A 24,855-nucleotide genomic window follows, 5' to 3' on the forward strand; every position below is an offset into this window, starting at 1 on the left:
TTCAATGAACAGTGGATCTTTTGGAGAAAGGATTTAGATGATGAAACGTAGATGGATACTCATTGGAATGTGCCTCATTCTTGCTTTATTAGGACACTCCTTTTTCTTATATGAATATACGCAAGGCCAATATATGACGGGAGATGGGGATGGCATTTCACAAATGCTCCCGTTTAAAAAGCTGCTGTATGACGAATACGTCAAAGGAAACTTCTTTTATTCCTATCAATTTGGTCTAGGCGGCGGTACATATACGCAATTAGGTTATTATTTTACAACGTCGATGGTCTTTATGGTCACAGTCGCTGTTGTCTGGCTGTTAAATGCGCTTCACCTTGTACAGTCAACAGACATTCACTTTTGGGCAAATGCTGTTATTTGGCTGAGTGTGATCAAGCTGACAGTCATTCTGTTCATCGCATATCGTGTGCTCCTTTCGATTGTGCAGCATAGGCTGGGGGCGCTAACAGGAGCCGGTATTTACGGACTGTCTATTGTGTACTTTCGGCATCAAACGTTTTGGGAGTTTTTCACCGACAGCATGATGTGGCTTCCGCTGCTTGTGCTCGGGGTTGAACGGATTTTTAAAACAGGCAAGCCGGCTTGGTTTATTGCGGCTTGCAGTCTCATGCTGATCAATAATTTTTACTTTGCTTACATTCACTTTATCTTTTTAGCCATTTATCTCGTCTTCAGATATATGATTAAGCTTCAAAGCGAGGAGCGAGGCTGGAAGGTGTTCTGGACCCTTGCGATCTCTACGTTGTTATCGTTTGGGATCAGTGCTGCCTTTTTTATCCCGTCTGTTTACGGCTTTCTCAATAATGTAAGACCGCCGTATGAACAGGCAATTCCTTGGTTTGAGCTGCATGATCATCTGCTGTTTACAAGCAGGGTGTATTTATTGCCGGTCATCTTTCTGATTTGTCTGTTTCTCGTTCCGCTATACCGGAACAGATGGTTTTTCATGTTCACATCGATCAGTGTTCTGCTGATCATTTTTCACTACAGTCCAAAGATGGCGAGCGTGTTTAATGGTTTTTCTGCACCGCAGTACAGATTTGAATACATTCTTGCTTTTACAGTCGGAGCAGTCGTAGCCATCACCATCAAGCATTTCTCGCAAATGGAGTGGAAGTGGAAAACACGTGCGGTTTTAGGCGCTTGGATTGTATTCCTTCTCGCAGTCGCCCTTTCAGAACGAGCAAAGGGAAATATGGATGTTGTTGTATTTACCGGAATAGGACTGCTTGTGATCAGCTTGTTCTTCCTCTCGATACATGCGGGGAAACGTCTGCACCTTCGTCTCTTTTCAGCTGTGCTCATCGTTGTGAGCTTACTGACAGCAGGCGTGTATCAGCAGGGCTACTTATTTGAAAGAAGCAATATTAAGAGCGTATCAGATACGTATCTGAATAGTGAGGCGTATGCTGGACATGAGCAAATGAAGCTCATTCAGCAGATTCAAAGCCGCTCAAAAGAAGATCCGCTTGCCCGGATTGATTGGATGAACGGCGTGCGCAACAACACCCCGTTATTTGAAGGCTTTCAAGGCATGAGTGCGTATTCAAGTATATTGAATCAGCATCTGCTCCATTTCTACTGGAATGACCTGCAAATTGATATGGGACGGGAAAGTGTCAGCCGGTATGCAACAATGGGGGACAGGGCGAATTTATACAGTCTGACCTACGGGAAGTATTATATGAGAGACAAATCGATGTCTTTCTCACCGCCGGTTTATTTTAAGCCCATATTGGAAAGCGAACATTATGAAGTGTATGAAAATACACGCCCGCTCCCATTTGCAAGAACAACGAGTACCGTCTATTCAGAAAAGTCACTAGAGCATGCGTCAGCACTTGATAAAGAACATGCGATGTTGCAAGGTGTGATCTTAAACAAAAAAGGAAATGCTGAAATCGACCAATCGCCTGATCGAATAAAGGATACAAACATTCATACTGAACAAGCGGTATACGAAAATGGCGTGCTTGATGTATACGGGAAAACGGGCGGGCTGAATATCACCCTTCCAGATGATATCGCTCGCGTGGGGGATGTGTATGTGAGCTTTTATGTGAAGCGGACCGACCGTAACGAAGGGTTTCAGTTATCTGTGGATGACTACGTCACATCACGCAAAAGCAATACGTCTATCTACAAAACAGGCGTTAATGACGTGACGATTCGCGTCCCTGCGGAAAAAATTTTTTCCATACGAGTGCCAAAAGGGACGTATGAGCTGAGTCAATTAAAGCTGTATCATGAGCCTTACCGCACCCTTGCGCGGGCATATGAAAAAGAAAAACAGGATGATGGCAGCCAGCAGGTGGAACTTAAAAATAACCGCTTTACGATTTCTTATGAGAACAAGCGCGGCGATGATTATATGATTCTGCCTGTTCCATATGAAAAAGGCTGGGAGCTCACGGTGAACGGCCATCAAACCGAGATTGAACAAGCCAATTATGCGTTTATCGGTTTTCCAATAGAAAAAGGCAAAAACGAGATCGTGCTAACCTACTATCCACCTTATATCAGAATTCTCGCATTGATTTCATTGATCAGTTTGATCGGTGCGATCCTCTATGCACGAAGAAAACACAAGAAACACCACTTTTCAGCATAAGTGGTGTTTTTTCTCATCATTGATACAATCTACATAAAAGCATGTGAATGGGGGAAACCATTTGACGTTAAACAAAGAGTCCACTATTGCTCATTTTGAACACTCCATTGAATGGGTACAGTCACTAACGGAATTAACAGACAAAGAATGGCGCAGAGCGATCGCTGATGGAAAATGGAGCACCGCTGAAATCATCGCCCATTTCGTTCCATGGGATGAATTTATTTTAAAGGCTCGACTAAAGGAATTTTGGAACGATCGGCCATTACCTCAAGCTCCTGATGTGCACAAAATGAATCAGCAGTCAGCTGAAAGAGCGAGAAAGGAAAAGAAAAGCGAGACGATCGTTCGATTTATTGCTGTCAGAACAGAATTACTTCAAGAAATGAAGAAAATTGAACCATCTCGCTGGAATGAACCTTTTTTTATTGGTCAAACCAAGCTGACGTTATTAAGTTATTTCCAAGGACTGATCGAACACGATACCCATCATATGAAGCAAATCAAAGAAGCACTCTCGTCAGAAAGAGAGTAGAGTCATGAAGCTTCTTTCTCAAACGAAAACGTCGCATAATCAAACAAAAAATGAAATAGCCAAAGACTTAGCGCAAAGAGAATTTCTTCAGAAGTAGTCAGCAAAATGCCGTCAACTAATTCGTCTGATACATAGACAGCACCCCAAATAAACAAAAGGTGAAATAAAACGGCATAAAAAATGATGGATCGTTTTTTGGACCGACACTTACGAACAAACCGCATGAGCACGTGTTCCAGATGTTCAAAAGAGATCCCAAGTACAACATAGATGCCCATAAACAGTACCAATGATAAAATCGATTGGTAAAAAGCACCGGTCAAATGAAAGAACAGCACACAAAACAACAAAAATATGTAACAGACAGCTGATAGCGCCATGAGCCATTTCAGCCCTTGCCATAAAGCGTGAACAGGTTGCTGCATGGTAAACAACACTCCTTTACATGAAGATACCTGCAAAAAGGACAGCCCTTTTGCAGGAAGGTGGAATTAATCCTCTTTTTTAGGTGCAGCGATGACAGGATGTTTTTCAGTATCAAGCAATTTCAAGAATTCTTCGCCTTGATCTAAATGATCCAAAACAAGCTGTTTCGGTGTGACCGCAAGCCACTGATTGAGCGAGATATCTGCATAATGATCGCTCTTAAAGATTTCTAAGAAATAGAGCGGTTCGTCGCCTGTATTTTCTACATAATGCCCCATCGCAAATGGCACATAGCCAACGTCTCCCGCCTGATAGTTGAAGGTTCTCGCATGTCCATCAGAAGCAAAGACCGTCATTCGAGCTTTTCCAGAAATGAAATATTGCCATTCATCCGTATTCGGATGCCAGTGCAGCTCACGGATGGCACCTGGATCAACTTTCACAAGAGCAGAGGCAATCGTTTTAGACGCTTTGAAATTGGTAGAATCCGCAATCCACACTTGTCCGCCGCTTGACGTAATCGGCTCTTGCTTTAACAGCTCATATTTAAAGGAGTTCGGGACTTCTCCTTGCTCTGTTTTCACCTTGTCACACTCAAGGGAACCAGGAATTCCTTTTTGGAAAATATACTTCTCTTTCTCTGGCAGTTTTTCAAATTGCTCCTTTGTCATTCCAAAGTTTTGGAGCACAACTTCCTCTGGCGTATGGGCAAGCCAATCAGTCACTTGGAACGTACTATTTTCAGAGAAGGAACCATCATCAAACACAAGCAAGAATTCAGCTCCCGGTTCAAGTGCTTGAATAGAGTGCGGCAGGCCAGAAGGGAAGTACCACAAATCACCCTCAGTCACATCCTCTGTAAAATTGCGCCCCTCTGCATCAACCGATGTAATTCGGGCTTCTCCATAAATCATGTACGCCCACTCCGCTTCCTTATGCCAGTGCAGCTCGCGAATCGCACCAGGTTTTAGCCGCATGTTCACAGAGGCAAGACTTTTAGAGATTGGTAGTTCACGTACCGTGACTTCTCTTGCGTAACCGCCTTTTTCTAAACGGTTGTGCGTATCAGAAAAAGAATATTTCATGTTGGGAACCGTTCCATGATCGGTTTCTGGTGGCGTGAGCATATCTGGGTTTTGTCTGTCTCGCTCGAGATTACGTGGAATTTTGACCGTTGCTCCTTTTTCTCCTCGAATCGGCTGCGGTACACCATTTTGCTTTTCACTCATGATAAAATCCCCTTTCAACATCGTATTGTGTGAGGTGACAAAAGGCCTTTCATTTCGCCCTCGTTTTCATAAGGTGAAACGAATCAAGAAGATGTCAATCTGATTCATCATTTTTTTGAACAGCGACCAATCGTTGGATTAGCTTGCTTAATTCATCAAACTTTCGTTCAAAACGTGTCAGCAAATAAATCGTTAAAATAGCAGGAAATCCAGCCTGACCGAGCTGCTTCAGCCATTCCTCCGAAAAAAAGGTCTCCATTTGTCTCACCTCCCAGCGGATGCTCGTCTTCTCTATAAGTGGTATGAAAGAAGAAATAGGAAATCAAAAGGGGAGAAAATGAACCATTAGACCCGTTTCACAAAGTTTACTTTTTTTAACTTTTGTCCACTTAATGCAAGTAGAGAGAACAAAGGGGAGGATGCACATGGATTATCGGCTGTTATTGAAAGCAAAATGGAAGGAAATAATTGATCACCCGCTCATTCAGCAATTTTTAAGCAATCCTAAAAACCAGCAGCTGCTCCGGCAAGTCATGGAAGAGCCAAACGAGGAAAATGCGAAAAAACTAGATTCCGAGTTCAAGCAGTTTTATCAAAAAATCCGCATCATCAAGTATATTTCCACAATGATCCGCATCTTTTCAGTCGACTTTGACAAACGAGTGAAAAAAAGCAGCATCGTTTTCCGCTCATACTCGATCATCCTGATACGCAAGAAGTGAAAGACCCTGTTCAAACAGATACGTATGAAGCTGTGCTCTTTAACCAACAAGACTTAGGGGAGCACCTGCAAGACCCAAGATTGTACAAGGCCTATCAGCAGCTCACAGAAAAACAAAAAATGGTTCTAACCCATATTTATGTCGAAGGCCAAACGATGAAGGAAATAGCCGACCGGCTGGGCGAATCAAGACAAAACATCTCAAACATCCACAAAAAAGCGCTCAACAAACTAAAAGAAGAAACAGGGAGAAATGTCCGTGAACGAAGACAAAATGACCAATGGAGAAATGGAAGAACTCATTGAAACCTTCACACCCATGATCAAAAAGAAACTACAAAACACGGCATATCAAGAAAGAGAAGACCTCGAACAAGAACTCTATATCAAACTCATCGAAAAAATAGACCGGCTGATTTACCAAGAAGGACCTGGCTTTTGGGAGTTTATTGTGGAATATATGACGAAGTTGTAAGAGGAACTGATGGTGCGAATGTCAGGTGAACATCAAATCCCTGGGACATTCGCACCTTTTTATTCGACAAAACTGGGTAAAAATGTATATTTCATGAAGAAGAAAACAAAATTCTTTATTGAAAGTTGAGGATTTTACCTATCATTTCCTAAAAAATGTTACAATTAGGGCAGAAATCGCAGTCGCACTCTACATGAGTGCGTGGATTGAAATACTTGGTCACGCTCCTTTTGTTACTACTTTTCTTGTCGCACCCATATATGAGGTGCGCATGGTTTTCAATGATTGTGTCTTAAACGGTTATGACTACCTTAAAGATCATCTTCTTACAACATCCTCTTTCAAATAGCCATCAAATATACTGTTCATTTGTACAGTGAAAACATGACTCCTTGCAGTCATGTTTTTTTCTTCTTCTTTTTCCTAAATAAACCTTAAAAAATCTCAAAATAAGTCGAAATGAAAAGTAGTCATTTAGATTCAAATTTTATCCATTCGTAATGTGGTGAAGGAGGAATTGGTTTGGGTGAAACGGAGCGAACCGGTAAAGTTGAGCAGCTGATCTTAGAGAATTATCAAAGATTAAACAGCATGATATCCGAAGAAGTCGACTTTGCTTCTAATCATGGCGGGCTGACAGGAGATTCTAGAGAAGTGATGTGGTTGGAGTTTTTTCGGAAAATCATTCCTAAAAAATATTCATTAGCACAAGGTGTCATCATTATTGACTCAGAAGGAAATCATTCTAACGAAGTCGATATTGCCGTTTTTGATGAGCAGTATACGCCGTATGTGTTCCAACACAATTCGTTGAAGTTTATACCGATTGAGGCGGTTGCGGTTGCTATAGAATGTAAAAGTTCAAATTTCGATGTTGATAATTTAAAAGTTTGGTCTGACAATATAAAAAAATTAGTACCGAAAACAAAAGGAATAGCTAGGATGGCCGCCCAAGGGGTTGTCATGGTTGAAAATGATACACAGAAACGAACACGTCCTATTTTAATTTTAGCAAGTAATTTAAAAAGGCAAACAGCAAACTCATCTTCAGGGATGTTTGAAAAATTAGACAAAGCATTTGACTTTATACTTATGAAACAAAAGAGTGTATTTCATTTAAGAGCTCCTAATGAAGATAAACACCTAGGATGGTGGGCTAATGAATTAAATTGTTATGATCCAGAAAGGTCTAGGGAACAAGAGGATGAAGAAAAGAAAGAAAATAATGAAGATGATAGTGAAGACAAAGTGATTTTGAACAAACTCAGTGAATTACGTATTGATCACAATGAGCTGTTAACGCTAAACTTCCAATTAAATCAATTGCTGATGCTCATCAATAATCCCATGTTTTTCCCTCACTATGCATATGCCAAGCTGTTTCAGAAACAGATACCAAAGTGAAGAAAGGAGAGCGACATGACAAGTGAATCTAGTAAACCCAAAACGAATTGGCATGATGTGAAACATGCGATTGACACAAAAATTCATGAAGACCAAAGACTTTTTAAAGAGCCGCTCACTATTCATTTGGTTACGCCAATGTTTGGGGGAGGGCCCAAATCAAACTCAATTGATCAAGACAGACCCATTCGAGAAAGTGCGATTCGTGGACATCTTCGTTTCTGGTGGCGTGCAACTCGAGGAGCTGCCTGCAAAAATGCGAATGAATTATCTAAAAGAGAAGCAGAGATATTTGGTCATACAGAACAAGCGAGCCAGATTCAAGTGGTAACGCATTATGAAAAAGACGAAGTGAAAAGAAATTCAAAAGTATTTTTTAAAAAGAAAAATCATCCTTTTCCACGGTATGTTCTTTCAAATATGAAAGATAAAACACCATACCTCATGAAGGCGCAATTTTCTTTAAATATCCGGTTATCTAAAAAAACAACCGATTTTGAATTAATCAAAAAAGAAGTTGAAGCAGCATTATGGGCTTGGATCAACTTCGGTGGAATTGGGTCAAGAACGAGACGTGGGTGTGGCAGTTTATATTGCAAGCAATTTTCACCATACAACAAGAGGACAAAAAGCCAATTGGAAAAATGGTTTGAGCAAAAGCTTTTAGAATATGACATTCAATTGCCAGCATCAAGTCGAGAATGGCCGACGCTTAGTCGTGAATTCAAAGTACAGGCATTTCCATCATCTATGATCTCATGCTGGCAATCCGTCATTCAGACATATGAAACATTTCGAAGAAGATCAAACCCGTACAAAAAAAGGGGAAGAAGTTGCTGGCCGGAAGCAGATACTATTCGTCTGTTAACAGGTAAGGCTAAATCAGGTCATCACATCCCTTATCCAAAAGAGAAACCATTTCAATATCAAGCATTTCCTAGAGCTCAATTTGGTTTGCCTATTCAGTTCCGATTTGCTCCTAAAGATAGTGGGAAAGATCCAGATCCTGTAACGCTCCAACCTAAAGGAAAGGATCGTTTGGCTTCACCACTCATCTTAAAACCGTTAGCTATTAATCAAAAGGAATCGGTGGGCATGGTGATGGTGTTGCAGCAACCAAAGATCGAAGCGTTATCGCTTTTAGGGTACGGAAAGCCTTTGCCCAATGTGACAGATGAACAAAGTATCTACCCAACAGCCACCTACTCAAACAACCCATTACAAGACGAGAGTGGCCGTACGCACTCATCGGCGATTCAAGCCTTTTTACATAGCAAGGAGGTGCAAACATTTTGTCAGAAGAATTACAAAAACAAACATTAATGCTATTTTCGATAGGGCCTGTTCAAGAATTTATTGCGCAAGCAAGGCGGACGCGTGATTTATGGTTTGGCTCTTTTCTTCTATCTGAATTAAGTAAAGCAGGTGCGAAGAAATTTCAGGAACTGGGTGGAACGCTTATTTTCCCTGTGTTCAACGAATCCTCTGAAGAACCAAACAACGCACCAAATAAAATATTGGGGGAAATCTCAAACGAACAGTCTTCATCCGTTGCAAGACAAGTGAAAAAAGCAATATATGACAAATGGAAGGAATACGCAGACTTTGTTAGAGAAATAGTTGATCCTTATATTCAAATAGGCACATGGAATCGACAAGTAGATGATTTAATAGAATTTTATGCTGTGTGGACTGAGATGCAAACTCAAGAGGAAGCGGCAAATGCGTCGGCAAGTCCATATCATATGGCTCTTCAAGAAATCGAAGGTTTAATGGCGGCAAGGAAGACTTTAAGAGATTTTAAACAAAATGAGCCAGGGGCGTTATTCGGTGAACCAAAATCATCACTTGACGGTGGACGAGAGTCTGTTTTCCAAAAGAAAAAAACACCACAGCAAGTGGCGCAACTAGCGAAATGGGGAATTGGTGAACATGAATCATTAGATGCGATTTCAGTGATCAAACGATTGTCCTTACATAAGCATCCGAGTATGACATTTCCATCTGTATGTGATAAAGCTTTTGCTCCCTATCAAAATATGTTGGACCAAAATGAACAGATGAAGCAAGCAGCCATACAATATGTGAAAGATGTAGAAACATATCTTGAGAATATGAATCTAAAAGTAGCTCCTATTGATTGGAGTGAGGCATCGCTTTTTTATGAAAGAAGAATAGAAGATTATCTTGAACAATGTGGACTTATCGGGACCACACGAACAGAAGCGAAAAATGATATCACACAGCTGCTTGAAAAATATTTCAAAGGTGAATACAGCAAGCATCATGGCCAGCCGGTTAAACCACCAGCACCTTCACCTTACTATGCCTTTCTCATGGCGGATGGAGATAAGATGGGCAGCCAACTACGAAATATACAGCATGTAGAAAGCCATATTGCATTTTCTAAAACGCTCTCAACTTTTGCTTCAAAGGCTCGTGGGATTATTTCCAAATGTGAAGGTACATTGATCTACGGCGGTGGAGATGATGTCATGGCTTATGTACCGGTTCACAAATGCTTAGAAGCAGCTGGGAAATTACAAAGTGAATTTGTTTCAACGATGAATGCTCATCAACATAGTGAGACACCTCCTTCGATTTCAATTGGAATCGCCATCGTTCATATGCTTGAGCCTCTCGAAGAAGTAAGGAGCATGGCACGTCAGGCTGAACAATATGCAAAACAAGAGCGAAATTCATTAGCGATTCATTTCCAAAAGCGAGGCGGAGGAGACACAATGAATATCTCAGTCTCATTTCAAATAGATCCAGTGGCCTCTATCCAAGAGATGACGGCGTGGTTAAAACAGTCTTATTTCACGAATGGCTTTGCATATGGCTTACGAGAGTTGTATCAAACATACGAACAGTCTTCTTTTAGAAAACAGCCGGAAATTTTAGATGAACTCATTCCACTAGAGATAAGACGTCTTGCATTCAAAAAGAAAACGGAAGCAAAAACAGAGCAAGAAACGAAAGAGTGGATCGATCAATTGATTACGAAGTATATACCGAAGAAGAATACATTAGAAGAATTACATACAATCGCTGAATGTATGATCATTACTCTTCAACTGGAGGAGGTAAGTGGACATGCCTGAAAGATGGTTTTACATTCAACCGCTTGATCCGCTGCTTATTCGTGATGCACGCCCATTTCAAAGTGTACCGGGTATACGGGCGCGTTCATTAAACGATGTTCCCCCTAGTGTGGTCGCAGGAACACTTCGTACAGCTCTAGCGAAGAAACGACAATCAATCAAACACACGACGCCACTTTCTTATTATTCAAAATCTCTTGTTCGAGGTCCTTTATATCGCTGGCATGATCATTTATATGTGCCAATGCCTCATGACCTTGAGTTATTCGATGATGAGTATGGCATGTATCAAGTGAGACCGAAGCGAATGATGTCGAAAGGCCAGGGCTTTTTTGGTACAGGAAAAACAGGCCGTTTTAGTGAGGCATTATGGCCGCCAATTGGAGCTGGTGCTCGTAAAAAAATGAAATCGCCGCCTGCTTTTGTATCACTAAAGTGGATGGTGAACTGGCTGACAGACGCAGTGGATGAGAGTCAGGTGAAGGAAGCCTTGACTGAATACCAACACATGCAGAAGGAAAATCATTCTTTCAAAAAGGAAACACCACCTGCATTTATTCCAGCATTACAGCGTCAGGAACGAACACAAATTGAGGTGGAAACTGGCAGTAAAAAGGCAAAAGATCAGCATCTATTTTCAACAGAATCGCTCTTATTCCCAGATGACTTTAAACTGGAGGCAGGAATAGATTTATCTACTGAAGAGTCAGAAGCATTAAAGCCTTTCTCAGGGATTCACCCAATCGGTGGTGAACGGCGGCTGGCTCATATAGAAGACCGGCCACATGTATACCAACAAGATTGGACATGTCCGGATGCTATTAAAGAATCGCTCAAAAACAAGCCGTATGTTCGCATGATATTGGCGACACCCGCTTATTTCAGTAAAGGATGGCAGCCCGGATGGCTGGATGAACAGCTCATGTCAAAACCACTATTTGATACAAATGTACGACTCAAATTGGTTTGGGCCTCTGTTCCACATTGGCAGCCAATCTCTGGATGGAGCTTAGCAAATAAAGACAAAGGGCGTGAAAAAGCAATACGCCGCTTAGTCCCCGCAGGTAGCGTTTACTTCTTTACAGTAGAAGAAGGAGATCCAGCAGAACTAGCCGAAAAAATGTGGCTTCAATCAGTGTCCGATCGTAACCGGCGCAAAGAAGCGTTTGATCGTGAAGATGGCTGCGGGTTAGCACTTTGGGGAACATGGAAACCGAATGAATAAGAGGAGTGAGACGATGGAAGCAAGCCGTTGGTTTTGGATACATTGTTTATCCCCCCTCCATATTGGAGCGGGTGAAGGAGTTGGCGTGATTGATATGCCCATTCAACGAGAAAAAGTCACAGAATGGCCAATTATACCTGGAAGCAGTATCAAAGGCGTGCAGCGTGAACATTATCGCGCGAAAGGACAAGACACATTCGTACAAAAAGTATTTGGTACACAAGGAGATCAAGATGGAAGTGCAGGAGCAGTCGTCATGACAGATGGCCGGTTATTTTCATTCCCGGTGGCGAGTAGATACGGTACATTTGGATATGTGGCAAGTCCACTCATATTGAAAAGATTAGCCCGCGATGCAAAAGCATTAGGCGTATCGCTGGATATCCCTGATCTCATAGAAGAATCAAGCACGCTAGTCACCATGAATTCTAAATTAGTAGAGAATGACGAATTATATCTAGGTGAATTTCAAGGGGCTGCAAAAAAATCTCAACAACTAACCGATTTTGCTGAACAGATGGCCAAACTTTTATTCGACGATAAACAATCACAAACTCTTTGGATAGAACGATTTGTGATTGTAAGTGATGACGTTTTTCAATACATTGTCACCATGAATTCTGAAGTGACACCTCGTATTAGAATTGATCATGAAACCCAAACAGTTAGTAAAGGAGCTCTCTGGTATGAAGAGTATGTACCAGCAGAAGCCATATTTTATGGGCTCATGTGGTGTGATCGTGTCGATGGAAGCAATGATTTATCTGTTAGACATCAACTTTTAAATCAACTAGAAAAACAGATGCATCTTCAATTAGGTGGAAACACAAACGTAGGTAAAGGAAGAGTATCCTGGCGCATGACAGGAGGGGAGGGCTCATGAAACTCATTCAACATCATTATGCTGAGAAAGCGTATCAACATGTGATGAATGCCAAAACGAATGAGGAGAATTTCTCAAATCAATATGGACAACTCTGTCACAGATTCGCCTCAATGATCTTAACAAATGGATTAAGGCTCACTATTACATTTTTTGAAGCAAAATCAAAAAAAGGAAATGCTTATCAACAATTCGTTCAGGATATAAAAGAAACACTAGATATACAAGGAGATTGGTCAGCTTCCAATCGAGATTACTTAATCAAATCAAGACAAGCTTTAAGTGCATCTGTTTGGTTAAAAAGATATGCGGAATCTATTTTAAAGGTGGAACAAGGGGCGGAAAATGTGGAGGACATCCAATGAATCTGTCATTAACCTTAAACAAAAGCAAATGGGAGATTAATGGTTCTACATTGTCGAACGTTATAAATGACAGCTCGAAGAAGCAATCCTTTTATGAAAACGTATTGAGTCTACATCGAAAACAATGGGGGAAAAATCGCTTATTGTATGAAATATTTGTGGAACGATATTATACCGATACGAACCCCACATGCTTAGTCAAATCCATATCGCCGTTAGTCATTGGACATGGAGGAGAGGGTGTACTTGAAACGGGATTGTTATTACACCCGATATACGGCGTTCCTTATTTACCAGGAACAGCTTTAAAAGGCGTAGCCTCTCATTATGCCCACTCTGTATTAGGTGAAAAGTTTCCAGAACTAAAACAAGGTGGTAGTGATTACAACACATTGTTTGGAACAAACGACCGTGCTGGCATGATTGAATTTCATGATGCGCTCATGATGCCTGAGACGGTAGGAGAAGCATTCAAAGTGGATGTGATGACACCACATCATTCAGACTACAACAGCGTCAAGCTAGATAAGATGAAAAAAGGGGGAAGTGTTCCAGCCCCTCGAGACGATGACTCACCAACACCGATCCATTTCTTAACGGTGGTCAACGGCCGCTTTCAACTTCTATTGAAAACAAAAAAGAATCTACCAGAAGAAGCGGAATGGCTCGAACTCGCCAAAACCATCTTACTAGGCGCTTTAGAACACGAAGGAATCGGTGCTAAAACAAATGCAGGTTATGGAAGACTTAAAATGGACGACGACATTTCATGAAACTTGGTGCGAATGTGAGGTGAACATAAAATCCCTGGAACATTCGCACCGTTTCATTCGACAAAAATGAGAAAAAATGTATATTTTTCAGGGGTGAAAACTTAATTCCTATATAGAAACTTAAGGGTTTTGACGATCATTCCCTAAAAAATGTTATAATTAGGGCGGAAATTGCAGTCGCACTCTCCATGAGTGCGTGGATTGAAATTTCGGTTTCCGGCTTACTAACGCCTGACCAGCCGGGTCGCACTCTACATGAGTGCGTGGATTGAAATCATGATCTTCACAGCTTGTCCCTCCCCTTCAACGTCGCACTCTCCATGAGTGTGTGGATTGAAATTCTTCAAACAGATACTTAGCATCTGGATGGGAAGGTCGCACTCTTTATGAGTGCGTGGATTGAAATTCAAATGGCAACAGGGTGCTTTTTCTTTTCATGCGTCGCACTCTACATGAGTGTGTAGATTAATAATTGTGAAAAACATAACTCTGCCTCTCAGTAGTCATGTATTTAATTAAATTCAAAGTTGTTGCTGAAATAATAAATATGATTATCAAGATTCAAATAGATTTCAGACTAGAAAAAGTCGGTGCGAATGTGAGGTGAACATAAAATCCCTGGAACATTCGCACCGTTTCATTCGACAAAAATGAGAAAAAATGTATATTTTTTAGGAGTGAAAACAAAGTTCTATATAGAAACTTAAGGGTTTTGACGATCATTTCCTAAAAAATGTTATAATTAGGGCGAAAATCGCAGTCGCACTCTACATGAGTGCGTGGATTGAAATAGCGATGACAAGGCTCGCAAACACATTGTATTTTGTCGCACTCTCCATGAGTGCATAGATCACAGTTTCTGCGTTTTATACAAATTCAAGTACTATCCAGTTCAAAATCTACACATATGAATAATTCAAGCCCTACACAACAAAAAAAGACTCGCTCACACAGAGCCGAGTCTTAATTTTTTTTGCAGTTTTTCTTCACTGAAAATCCAGCCGGTATAGGAATTTTTGATTTGGTGGTCCATGTCGATATGGCAGATCGCGACGAAAGGATAGTGACCTTTGCTGCGGTAGCGCAAATCAATGAACCGTACCTCATAATGGTCCTTGTATTTATCCACTTCCCACCGGTAGACAGGGGAGAAGGAGAGAAAGGCTGAAATGTTTTCGTCTTGCTTGGCAATTTTCATAATCTCTGTATCAGGGACCGGCACACGGTTAAAGGTGTCTAAAATGATGATCTCACCATTCATACTGCGTCCAACATGGAAAGAGGATTTACATTTCACGGCAATGCGCCATTGTCTGAACTTCATTGTAGGCGAAATAATAATGTCTTCAATTTCATCGAATCGTGCACGCAGCTGACGTTTAATCTGAAGCTGCATGATGACCCTGACGATATAATAACAGAAAATCACGGCATACAGCGTAATAAACGTATAGCCGGGATGCCCGCCAATCGCCCAAACGACAATGGCGACAAGATGGGTAAAAAAGATAAACGGATCAAACGTGTTAATGATCCCAAGCGCTACCCATTTCTTTGAAAATGGACGAATGGCCTGTGTGCCGTATGCATTGAATATATCGACAAACACATGAAGCACGACGGCTAATAGTGTCCATAACCAAAGGTGAAGTAAATTCGCCCCCGGCACAAATGGGAAAATCACAGCAGGAATTAGCAATGACCAAAACAGTACAGCCGGAATGGAATGAGTAAATCCCCGGTGATTTCTTATATAAACTGCATTATTTTTTAGTTTTAGCACAGTATCAATGTCTGGTGCTTGGGAGCCGGCGATGGTCGCGATCATCACGGCGTGTGCCATGTGTGGATCTGCGCTGACGGCTGGATCTAAAAGCGCAAGTCCCCCAAGAGAAATGCCCATTACTACATGAGTACCAGTGTCCAATTGATTACCTCCTAGTTGTCATGCTTAGGAACAATCATACAAAGTATACGTTTCTCATCAAGACTATGTGCAAAATCACTTTTGCTTTATCCCGATTTAATGTAACATGTTAACGTATCTACAAACAGTATACAACAAATAAGGTTCTTTTCAGAACGTTAGCTCTCGGTTCGATAAGAAGGAGTATAGAGATGAAAGACATTCAAGAAAAGCTGGACCGCAAAGATATTGCGGGTTTTCAGCATGATTTAATCGATTGGTATGAAAAAGAACAACGAACACTTCCATGGCGTGAAAATCAAGATCCATACCGCGTCTGGGTATCAGAAGTGATGCTTCAGCAAACGAGAGTGGATACGGTCATTCCGTACTTCAATCGGTTTATGGAGCAATTCCCGACGGTGAAGGATCTTGCTTTAGCTGATGAAGAAAAAGTCATGAAAGCATGGGAAGGTCTGGGCTACTACTCAAGAGTGCGTAATTTACAGGCTGCTGTGAAAGAAGTATATGAATCCTACGAGGGCGTTGTCCCTGATACGAAAGAACAATTTTCAAAGCTGAAAGGTGTAGGTCCGTATACGAGCGGCGCAGTGCTGAGTATCGCTTATAACAAGCCATACCCTGCGGTAGACGGCAACGTGATGAGGGTCATTTCCCGTATCTTGTCCATATGGGATGATATTGCAAAACCAAAAACGAGAAACATTTTCGAATTTGCGGTTGATCAGCTCATTTCCCGGGAAAAGCCGTCAGAATTCAATCAAGGGCTAATGGAGCTAGGTGCACTTATTTGCACCCCAACCTCTCCTGCATGCCTCATTTGTCCTGTAAACATGCATTGCTCAGCACTGGAGGAAGGCGTTCAGCATGAGCTGCCGGTGAAAAGTAAAAAGAAAAAGCCGACTGCGAAATCAATGGCAGCCGTGGTGTTATTTGATGATGCAGGCCACCTCTATATTCATAAGCGTCCAAGTACAGGTCTGCTTGCGAATTTATGGGAGTTCCCAAACATGGAAACAATGAAGGGAAGAAAAACGGAAAAAGAGCAGCTGATTGATTTCTTAAAAGAGGAAGCGGGTGTACAAGCAGAACTTGGTGATTTAGAAGGCACCATTCAACATGTATTTACCCACCTCATCTGGAATATTTCTGTTTTCTTTGGACGTGTGACCTCTGTATCTGATGACACGATGCTGAAAAAAGTCACAACAGAAGAATTTGAGGCATATGCTTTGCCAGTCTCACATCAAAAAATATGGAAGATGGCACTTGAACAGCCTAGTCATACTTAACCGTTGTACCATGGGTATAATCGGCTTCATTTCGGTGCAGACCCCCGCGGTTTTCAATTTCAGAAATGATTTCTCGATACTTAGATTGCCCTTCTTCGTTTAAATAAGGTAAAATTTGTTGGAAAGCATGATGAAAAAAAGCAAGCTCAGTATCTTTCCATTGATCCTTTGACATCATGCCAAGCTGGCTTAAATCGCGTCCGACATACATGAATGTAACCTCCTAATAGGAACTTTCCTATTAGTGTGAAGCGAATGGACGAAAACTATACAAATCAGGAGATGAACCATAATGAACAAGCGTAAATGTGCACTAATTACAGGCAGCAGTAGAGGTGTCGGGAAAGAAGTAGCCCTTCGCCTGGCTGAAAAAGGATATGACATTGTCATTAACTATGCAAGAAGCAAAAAAGCAGCACTTGAAACAGCTGAAGAAATTGAAGCGATGGGTGTTAAAACATTAGTTGTCAAAGCCAACGTTGGTCAGCCAGAGAAAATCAAAGACATGTTCCAGCAAATTGACGAAACGTTTGGCCGTTTAGACGTATTTGTGAACAATGCGGCATCTGGCGTTCAGCGCCCAATCATGGATCTTGAAGAAAATCATTGGGACTGGACCATGAATATCAATGCGAAAGCCTTGTTATTCTGCGGACAAGAAGCAGCCAAATTAATGGAGAAAAACGGCGGCGGACATATCGTCAGCATTAGCTCACTAGGCTCTATCCGCTACCTTGAAAACTACACGGTGGTCGGTGTATCTAAAGCAGCACTAGAAGCTTTGACACGCTACCTGTCCGTTGAGCTGTCACAAAAAAATATCGTCGTGAATGCCGTATCAGGCGGCGCCATTGATACAGATGCACTCAAGCACTTCCCAAATCGTGAAGAGCTATTAGAAGACGCTAAGAAAAATACACCAGCAGGCCGTATGGTGGAAATTAAAGACATGGTCGACAGTGTAGAATTCCTTGTATCAGGCAAAGCAGATATGATTAGAGGACAGACGATTATCGTCGATGGCGGACGTTCTTTGCTTGTTTAAAAAAATCATGAATAAGATGTACACCTTCTGCACAAATTAATGTGCGTGGAGGTGATAATGATGGATAAACAACAAAACAAAACAAACGCACAACAAGTGAAAAAACAAAACCAAGCTGCTGCACAAGGCGGTCAATATGGCACTGAATTTGCTAGCGAGACTGACGCACAGCACGTAAAAAAATACAACCAAAAAGCTGAGCAAAACAAACAACAAAACAGCTAATCACTGAAACAAAGGGAAGCACTTCATCTACGAATGAAGTGCTTTTCTTTTTGCCTGTCATCACTATCCGACAAAACCTGTAAAACCTCTACATAAACAGTCAAAGGACTTCTTCCTTCTTTCAAGAAATGGTATAGATACAAAAAGTCGATACGAATGAAAGGGAGGAGTTAGATGTCTGATTTCGACCAGCTAGTCAGAGAACAAATGCAGCTTATGGATCAGCTGCTCGATGTACAAGGAGAACTCGATCTGTACTTAGAGACAGAAAAACGATTGCTGCAAGGTGAAAAAAAGGAAGAGCGGCATAAGCTTCGTGATCAAATCAAACAGAAACGAGAGGAACTGCAAAAAGTCCAAACACTATTTACAAAACAGACTGAACAAGTTATCAATTCGTATAAACAAATGGAGAAGAGCTCAACCGTCATGTAAAAGAGTGTGCCGTTCAATTGGGTTGAATGGCTTTTTCATTTCATTTTTTAATGATGTAACGGTATAATATAATAGAGACATGTTTAGTTGGGAAATTAGGTCTTTGGACTGTTAGGTTTGTTTGTTATAGAAAGTAGGGGAGAAAATATGGGCTATCCCAAGGAAGGAGAAACCATCCAAATTCAAAGCTATAAACATAATGGCTTGATCCACAGGATTTGGAATGAAACCACCATTCTGAAAGCAACGGAATTGTGTATCATTGGTGCAAACGATCGAACAATGGTGACTGAATCCGATGGCCGTACATGGATGACAAGAGAACCGGCTATTTGCTATTTTCATGCAAAACAATGGTTTAATGTCATTGGGATGCTTCGAGATGATGGGGTGTATTATTACTGCAACATCAGCTCTCCTTTTGCGACAGATGAAGAGGCGATTAAGTATATTGATTACGACTTAGATGTCAAAGTCTTTCCAGACATGACGTATAATATTTTGGATGAGGATGAATATGCAGATCATAAGAGGCAGATGAATTATCCAAAAGAAATCGATAGTATCTTACGAGAGCATCTAAATACATTACTGCATTGGATTCACCAGCGGAAGGGACCGTTTGCTCCAGAATTTGTGGATATGTGGTATGAACGTTTTTTGCGTTATACAAAATAAGTAACAGCAGCTAAAACCTGTTTGGCTTTTCAAAGCCAACAGGTTTTTGATTGCGTACGGATAAGAGGCACTGATAGATTGGGAAGGAGATTTACATGGGGGTCATAAAACGTTACATGGCTTTTGTAACACCGTATAAAAAACAGATTGCATTGACAATGGTGATCGGAATGATTAAGTTCTCGATCCCCTTAACATTGCCTCTGCTTTTAAAGTATGTCATTGATGATGTGATTCAAGGCTCTGGATCGGCTGAAGAAAAAACATCCACTCTCTTTATTATTATGGGAATCATGCTTGTATTATTTTTAGTGATGAGACCGCCTGTTGAGTACTACAGACAATACTATGCGCAGTGGACAGGCAGTAAAGTATTATTTGATATTCGGGAAAAGCTTTTCTCGCACATTCAAAAGTTAAGCCTTCGTTATTACGCCAACACGAGAACAGGGGAAATTATTTCAAGGGTCATCAACGATGTGGAGCAAACAAAGGAATTTGTCATCACAGGGCTTATGAACATTTGGCTTGATTTGATGACCGTCCTGATTGTGATAGCCATTATGTGTACACTGGATCTTAAACTCACCATTGTGTCTGTCATTATTTTTCCGCTGTATGCGTTAGCAGTGAAGTATTTTTACGGACGGCTTCGCAAGCTGACAAAAGAGCGGTCGCAGGCACTGGCTGAGGTGCAAGGGCACCTGCATGAGCGAGTACAAGGAATGCCTGTCATTCGCAGCTTTGCGATTGAAGAATACGAACAAGAGAATTTTCACGATGAAAATAAAAATTTCTTAAACAAAGCGATCAATCATACGAATTGGAATGCCAAAACATTCGCTGTCGTCAATACGATCACAGACATTGCGCCGCTGCTCATCATTGCTTTTGCTGGCTATACCGTCATTAACGGGTCGCTTTCAATTGGGACAATGATTGCCTTTGTTGGCTACATTGACCGGATGTACAACCCGATTCGCCGTCTCATTAACTCATCGACGACTTTAACTCAGTCAGTAGCATCAATGGATCGTATTTTTGAGTTTATTGATGAACCGTATGAAGTAACAGACAAGCCGAATGCAAAAGAAGCCAATCACTTAAAAGGAGAGGTAGAATTTAAAGATGTGTCGTTCCGTTACGAACATACACAGGAAGAGATTTTACACAATATCTCCTTGAAAGTAGAAAAAGGTCAAACCGTTGCGCTTGTAGGAATGAGCGGCGGAGGGAAGTCGACACTCGTCAGCTTAATTCCAAGATTTTATGATGTCACAAGCGGATCACTCGAAATTGACGGCATTGATATTAAAGAGTACAAGGCAAGAAGCCTCCGGAATCAAGTCGGGATGGTCCTCCAAGATACATTCTTATTCAGTGACACCATTAAAGAAAATATCGCTGTGGGAGACCCAGAAGCATCCTTTGAGAAAATTGTGTCGGCGGCCAAAGCGGCTAATGCCCATGAGTTCATCATGTCTCTTCCTGAAGGATATGACACAAAGGTAGGAGAACGTGGCGTAAAGCTGTCAGGCGGTCAAAAACAAAGAATTTCAATTGCGAGGGTATTTCTTAAAAATCCACCGCTGCTTATTTTAGACGAAGCAACGTCTGCACTTGATTTAGAAAGTGAACATTACATCCAAGAAGCGATGCAAAAGCTGGCAAAAGATCGCACAACTTTTATTGTTGCGCACCGTTTATCAACGATTACACATGCGGACCTCATTGTGGTCATGGAACAAGGCGAGATTGTGGAAAAAGGAACACATGAAGAATTAATGAACCGAGACAGCCACTATCGCCATCTATTTACCATTCAAACATTAAATTAGTAGAAGCCTATCCGATTCTAGCGGATAGGCTTTTTTATGCTTGTCAAAAACATGACATATTTCCCAGCTTGTCTCAATACAATTTTAAAAAGTATGACGGGGTGGTGAAGATGTGAAAGAACAAGAAGTATTGCTAGATGTCAAACAGCTGTCTATTGCTTTTCAGCAAAAAAAGCAGAGAGTGCCGATCGTCCATGACATCTCATTCTCTATTCAAAAAGGAGAAACCTTAGGTATTGTGGGCGAATCTGGCTGCGGGAAAAGCATCACATCGATGTCTTTAATGGGGCTGAATCACCAAACAGAAACAACAGGTCACATACAATTTGAAGGTCAAAACCTGCTGTCACTTTCGGAGAAACAATGGCGAGAGGTCAGAGGGAATGACATCTCAATGATTTTCCAGGAACCCATGACTTCTCTCAATCCACTCATGACCATCGGCAAGCAAATGACAGAAGCCCTTTTCACACATCAGGCTATCAGCCAAAAAGAAGCAAAAGTGAAGGCAGTAGATTTGCTTCAAACGGTAGGCCTGAAACAAGCAGCGTCATTACTCAAAAAATATCCACATGAACTATCGGGCGGCATGCGTCAGCGTGTGATGATTGCGATGGCGATGCTGTGTCACCCAAAGCTCATGATTGCAGATGAACCAACGACTGCACTTGATGTCACCATCCAAGCACAAATTCTTCGTTTGCTCAAAAAGTTAAATGAAGAGATGGACACCGCTATTTTATTTATTACTCATGATTTAGGCGTCGTGCGGCAAATATGCCAGCGTGTCATGATTATGTATGCCGGTCGAATCGTAGAAGAAGGAACCGTTGACCGTATTTTCCAAAAACCTCTCCATCCCTACACGAAAGGTCTTTTCGCCTCTGTTCCATCATTTAAAGAGAAAAAAGAAAAACTCATGTCTATTGCGGGTCATGTACCTAAGCCAGGAGCTATTCGGTCCGGCTGTCAATTTGCACCACGCTGTCCATATCAAATGACGCAATGTCTTGAAAAAGACCCATCTTTACAATCCATTTCACACAATCACCGCGTCGCATGTTTTCTAATGGAAGGAGGAGAAGACACTGAATCACCCACTGTTGCAAGTGAATCAACTGAAGAAGCGTTATGACACATCGGCATTTTTTTCTAAACACAAACAGACGACTTTGGCTTTAAATCAAGTGTCCTTTCACGTGAAAGAAGGGGAGACGCTCGGCATTGTGGGCGAATCTGGCTGCGGGAAATCAACCCTTGGCAAAAGTTTAATGAGATTAATCGAACCGACTTCTGGCTCAATCCAAATGAAAGGAAAAGAAGTGACGCTTCTGAAAGAACGAGACATGCGTTCCTTCAGAAAAGACATTCAAATGATTTTCCAAGATCCATACGCTTCCTTAAATCCACGAATGAAAATCAAAGACATTTTAGAAGAACCGCTCATTGTTCATAAACATGGAACAAAAGCAGAAAGACAAAAGCGGGTAAAGGAGATGCTGCACATTGTTGGGTTTGACCCATCCTATGGAGACCGTTATGCGCACCAATTCAGCGGCGGTCAGAGGCAGCGTATTGGAATTGCTAGGGCGCTGATTACTCATCCAAGTCTTGTGATTGCCGATGAGCCAGTTTCCGCTTTAGATGTATCGGTTCAAGCGCAAATATTGAATTTAATGCTCGAATTGCAAAAGACGCTTTCTCTGACGTACTTGTTTATTTCTCACGATCTAGGCGTTGTCAAGTATATGAGCGACCGAATTGCAGTGATGTACGCTGGCCGTATTGTAGAAATGGGTCCTGCGGAGGACGTATTTCACAAGCCGCTTCATCCTTATACATCGCTTCTTCTGAAATCCATTCCACATATGGATCACGTGCTGGAAACGCAGGATGTGTCAGCGGAAGAATCCACCCTGGTGTCAGAAGATGGCTGTCCTTTCTATAAAAGATGTCCAAAAAGGTGGGCGCAATGCTTGCAAGCTGTTCCGCCTTTGTATGAGGAGGAAACAGGTCATGCAGCTGCGTGCTATTTATATCAAAAGGAGGAACACAATGAAGAAGACATGGTTATTCAGTAGTTTCATTTTTGTGCTGGCACTTGCGTTATTTTTAGGTGGCTGTGCATCTTCATCAACATCAGAAGAAAAAGCCACAAAAGACACTCTCGTATTCGGTAGAGGAGGAGACTCTACGTCACTTGATCCGATTACAACAACAGAAGGCGAAACCTTCAAGGTCACAGAGAATATGTTTGAAAAGCTTTTGAATTACGGTGAAAAAGACACGACCATCCATCCGGGCCTCGCAACAGAATGGGATGTTGCGAAGGACGGAAAATCGTACACGTTCTACTTAAGAGAAGGTGTGAAATTTCACGATGGCACAGACTTTAATGCAGAAGCAGTGAAATTCAACTTTGACCGCTGGATGAATGGAGATGCCGAAAAATTTCCTTACTACGGCATGTTTGGCGGCTATAAAAAAGATAAAGGGCATGTCATTAAAGACATCATCGTCAAAGGAGAGCATGAAATTGAATTTCAACTCAAACGCCCGCAAGCAACATTTCTGAAAAACATTGCCATGTCACCATTTGGTATCGCTAGTCCTGCTGCAGTTGAAAAAAGCGGTGATTCATTTAGAGAAAACCCAGTTGGCACAGGACCATTTAAGTTTAAAGAATGGAAGCAGAACGACCGTATTGTTTTAGAAAAGAACGAAGATTACTGGCAAAAAGATAAACCAAAACTGAAACAAATCATCTTCCGCTCTATTCCTGAAAACTCTGCTCGTTTAAATGCGCTTAAAACAGGCGAAATCGACTTAATGGATGGCGTCAATCCGTCCGATTTAGATGGCATTAAAACAGACAAAGCGCTCCAGCTGATTGAAAGACCATCCATGAACGTAGGTTATATCGGGCTGACAGTGACTAGAAAGCCGCTTGATAACAAGTTGGTTCGTCAGGCGCTCAATTATGCAGTTGATAAAGAATCAATCATCGAGTCGTTTTATGGAGGTCTTGCTGAACCAGCAAAAAATCCACTTCCTCCGTCATTAGAAGGCTACAATGACGAGATTGAGCCATATCCATATGATCCGGAAAAAGCAAAAGAACTATTGAAAGAGGCAGGCTTCCCTGACGGTTTTCGCATCAAGCTTTGGGCAATGCCTGTGCCGCGTCCATATATGCCAGACGGGATGAAGGTAGCTGAAGTCATTCAGTCAAACTTTGAAAAAGTTGGTGTCAAAGCCGAAATCGTCACATATGATTGGGCGACTTATTTAGATAAAGCAAGTAAAGGCGAAGCAGATGTGTTCTTATTAGGATGGACAGGGGACAATGGCGATCCTGATAATTTCATCTACACACTATTGGATAAAGACAGTATTGGCGGTAACAACTATACATTCTTCCAAAACGATAAAATGCATGACATCCTCATTGAAGCGCAGACCGATACGGATCAAAAGAAGCGAAATGAATTATATCAAGAAGCTCAAGAAATCATTCATGATGAAGCACCTTGGATTCCATTAGTCCATTCAATTCCAATGCTCGCCGCATCTAAAGATTTAAAAGGCTACCAGCCGCATCCGACTGGTTCCGAAGCATTGACTGACGTATATTTCGAATAAG

General features: G+C 41.6%; 23 protein-coding genes and 2 pseudogenes. 20 read left to right on the forward strand and 5 right to left on the reverse strand.

Annotated features, from left to right (window positions below; genetic code table 11):
* Positions 1 to 37: 37 nt before the first annotated feature.
* Positions 38 to 2,632 (forward strand): YfhO family protein, encoded by a 2,595-nt coding sequence (locus M2353_RS04220; protein ID WP_284725012.1) that lies wholly within the window; start codon positions 38 to 40, stop codon positions 2,630 to 2,632.
* 61 nt (positions 2,633 to 2,693) lie between these two features.
* On the forward strand, positions 2,694 to 3,167 hold the full coding sequence (locus M2353_RS04225) for a DinB family protein (protein ID WP_039167943.1): 474 nt from the start codon (positions 2,694 to 2,696) through the stop codon (positions 3,165 to 3,167).
* Between the two features lie 2 nt (positions 3,168 to 3,169).
* On the opposite strand, the gene M2353_RS04230 is transcribed toward M2353_RS04225, so the two are convergent.
* The 3 genes from M2353_RS04230 to M2353_RS04240 form a co-directional block, all read right to left on the reverse strand.
* Complete coding sequence (locus tag M2353_RS04230) at positions 3,170 to 3,592, reverse strand: regulatory YrvL family protein (protein ID WP_284725013.1); 423 nt, start codon at positions 3,590 to 3,592, stop codon at positions 3,170 to 3,172.
* A 66-nt stretch (positions 3,593 to 3,658) separates the two neighbouring features.
* A complete protein-coding gene (locus M2353_RS04235; RefSeq protein ID WP_008341972.1) occupies positions 3,659 to 4,822 on the reverse strand; it encodes an oxalate decarboxylase family bicupin in 1,164 nt (387 codons plus the stop codon).
* A gap of 94 nt (positions 4,823 to 4,916) precedes the next feature.
* The gene (locus M2353_RS04240) at positions 4,917 to 5,081 is read right to left on the reverse strand and encodes a YvrJ family protein (RefSeq protein ID WP_073415715.1); all 165 of its coding nucleotides are present in this window, start codon (positions 5,079 to 5,081) and stop codon (positions 4,917 to 4,919) included.
* A 166-nt stretch (positions 5,082 to 5,247) separates the two neighbouring features.
* Here M2353_RS04240 and M2353_RS04245 point away from each other — a divergent pair.
* From M2353_RS04245 to cmr6, 9 genes and pseudogenes are all read left to right on the forward strand, one after another.
* A pseudogene (locus M2353_RS04245) lies at positions 5,248 to 5,849 on the forward strand (sigma-70 family RNA polymerase sigma factor).
* The gene (rsoA, locus tag M2353_RS04250) at positions 5,797 to 6,018 is read left to right on the forward strand and encodes a sigma-O factor regulator RsoA (RefSeq protein ID WP_268356833.1); all 222 of its coding nucleotides are present in this window, start codon (positions 5,797 to 5,799) and stop codon (positions 6,016 to 6,018) included. Before M2353_RS04245 ends, rsoA begins: the two are co-directional and overlap by 53 nt.
* 522 nt (positions 6,019 to 6,540) lie before the next feature.
* On the forward strand, positions 6,541 to 7,422 hold the full coding sequence (locus M2353_RS04255; RefSeq protein WP_284725014.1) for a DUF6602 domain-containing protein: 882 nt from the start codon (positions 6,541 to 6,543) through the stop codon (positions 7,420 to 7,422).
* A gap of 15 nt (positions 7,423 to 7,437) precedes the next feature.
* Positions 7,438 to 8,745, forward strand: a complete 1,308-nt coding sequence (gene cmr1, locus M2353_RS04260) for a type III-B CRISPR module RAMP protein Cmr1 (protein WP_284725015.1) — start codon at positions 7,438 to 7,440, stop codon at positions 8,743 to 8,745.
* Positions 8,715 to 10,526 (forward strand): type III-B CRISPR-associated protein Cas10/Cmr2, encoded by a 1,812-nt coding sequence (gene cas10, locus M2353_RS04265; RefSeq protein ID WP_284725016.1) that lies wholly within the window; start codon positions 8,715 to 8,717, stop codon positions 10,524 to 10,526. Before cmr1 ends, cas10 begins: the two co-directional genes overlap by 31 nt.
* Positions 10,519 to 11,751 (forward strand): type III-B CRISPR module-associated protein Cmr3, encoded by a 1,233-nt coding sequence (cmr3, locus tag M2353_RS04270; RefSeq protein WP_284725017.1) that lies wholly within the window; start codon positions 10,519 to 10,521, stop codon positions 11,749 to 11,751. The genes cas10 and cmr3 overlap by 8 nt, the downstream gene beginning before the upstream one ends.
* 13 nt (positions 11,752 to 11,764) lie before the next feature.
* Positions 11,765 to 12,634 (forward strand): type III-B CRISPR module RAMP protein Cmr4, encoded by an 870-nt coding sequence (gene cmr4 / locus M2353_RS04275; protein WP_284725018.1) that lies wholly within the window; start codon positions 11,765 to 11,767, stop codon positions 12,632 to 12,634.
* On the forward strand, positions 12,631 to 12,999 hold the full coding sequence (cmr5, locus tag M2353_RS04280; RefSeq protein ID WP_041090765.1) for a type III-B CRISPR module-associated protein Cmr5: 369 nt from the start codon (positions 12,631 to 12,633) through the stop codon (positions 12,997 to 12,999). Before cmr4 ends, cmr5 begins: the two co-directional genes overlap by 4 nt.
* Complete coding sequence (gene cmr6, locus M2353_RS04285) at positions 12,996 to 13,772, forward strand: type III-B CRISPR module RAMP protein Cmr6 (protein WP_284725019.1); 777 nt, start codon at positions 12,996 to 12,998, stop codon at positions 13,770 to 13,772. Before cmr5 ends, cmr6 begins: the two co-directional genes overlap by 4 nt.
* A 946-nt stretch (positions 13,773 to 14,718) precedes the next feature.
* Here cmr6 and M2353_RS04290 read toward each other — a convergent pair.
* Complete coding sequence (locus M2353_RS04290; protein ID WP_008341965.1) at positions 14,719 to 15,699, reverse strand: metal-dependent hydrolase; 981 nt, start codon at positions 15,697 to 15,699, stop codon at positions 14,719 to 14,721.
* Positions 15,700 to 15,890: 191 nt separating this feature from the next.
* On the opposite strand from M2353_RS04290, the gene mutY reads away from it, so the two are divergent.
* On the forward strand, positions 15,891 to 16,991 hold the full coding sequence (mutY, locus tag M2353_RS04295; protein WP_284725020.1) for an A/G-specific adenine glycosylase: 1,101 nt from the start codon (positions 15,891 to 15,893) through the stop codon (positions 16,989 to 16,991).
* On the opposite strand, the gene M2353_RS04300 is transcribed toward mutY, so the two are convergent.
* Positions 16,978 to 17,202 (reverse strand): hypothetical protein, encoded by a 225-nt coding sequence (locus tag M2353_RS04300; RefSeq protein ID WP_008341962.1) that lies wholly within the window; start codon positions 17,200 to 17,202, stop codon positions 16,978 to 16,980. The two genes, mutY and M2353_RS04300, sit on opposite strands and share 14 nt — an antisense overlap.
* 81 nt (positions 17,203 to 17,283) lie before the next feature.
* Between M2353_RS04300 and fabL the strand changes: the two genes are divergently transcribed.
* The 8 genes and pseudogenes from fabL to M2353_RS04340 all read left to right on the forward strand — a co-directional run bounded on the left by fabL (position 17,284) and on the right by M2353_RS04340 (position 24,854).
* Positions 17,284 to 18,036 carry an enoyl-[acyl-carrier-protein] reductase FabL gene (gene fabL / locus M2353_RS04305; RefSeq protein ID WP_007496726.1) on the forward strand — a complete coding sequence of 251 codons (753 nt, stop codon included), beginning with the start codon at positions 17,284 to 17,286 and terminating at the stop codon, positions 18,034 to 18,036.
* Between the two features lie 75 nt (positions 18,037 to 18,111).
* A pseudogene (locus M2353_RS04310) lies at positions 18,112 to 18,261 on the forward strand (gamma-type small acid-soluble spore protein); the annotation flags it as partial.
* A 174-nt stretch (positions 18,262 to 18,435) separates the two neighbouring features.
* Complete coding sequence (locus M2353_RS04315) at positions 18,436 to 18,696, forward strand: YgaB family protein (protein WP_073415697.1); 261 nt, start codon at positions 18,436 to 18,438, stop codon at positions 18,694 to 18,696.
* Between the two features lie 147 nt (positions 18,697 to 18,843).
* On the forward strand, positions 18,844 to 19,374 hold the full coding sequence (gene ntdP, locus M2353_RS04320) for a nucleoside tri-diphosphate phosphatase (protein ID WP_008341956.1): 531 nt from the start codon (positions 18,844 to 18,846) through the stop codon (positions 19,372 to 19,374).
* A gap of 95 nt (positions 19,375 to 19,469) precedes the next feature.
* On the forward strand, positions 19,470 to 21,212 hold the full coding sequence (locus M2353_RS04325) for an ABC transporter ATP-binding protein (RefSeq protein WP_008341950.1): 1,743 nt from the start codon (positions 19,470 to 19,472) through the stop codon (positions 21,210 to 21,212).
* 112 nt (positions 21,213 to 21,324) lie between these two features.
* Entirely contained in the window at positions 21,325 to 22,347 is a 1,023-nt protein-coding gene (locus tag M2353_RS04330; protein ID WP_284725021.1) for an ABC transporter ATP-binding protein, read from the forward strand.
* Positions 22,316 to 23,293, forward strand: coding sequence for an ABC transporter ATP-binding protein (locus M2353_RS04335; RefSeq protein ID WP_284725022.1), 978 nt, complete (start codon positions 22,316 to 22,318; stop codon positions 23,291 to 23,293). Before M2353_RS04330 ends, M2353_RS04335 begins: the two co-directional genes overlap by 32 nt.
* Positions 23,268 to 24,854 carry an ABC transporter substrate-binding protein gene (locus M2353_RS04340; protein WP_268390969.1) on the forward strand — a complete coding sequence of 529 codons (1,587 nt, stop codon included), beginning with the start codon at positions 23,268 to 23,270 and terminating at the stop codon, positions 24,852 to 24,854. The genes M2353_RS04335 and M2353_RS04340 overlap by 26 nt, the downstream gene beginning before the upstream one ends.
* Position 24,855: the final 1 nt, after the last annotated feature.

Source organism: Bacillus aerius (assembly GCF_029894105.1).
In the GTDB taxonomy this organism is placed as follows: Bacteria; Bacillota; Bacilli; order Bacillales; family Bacillaceae; genus Bacillus; species Bacillus altitudinis.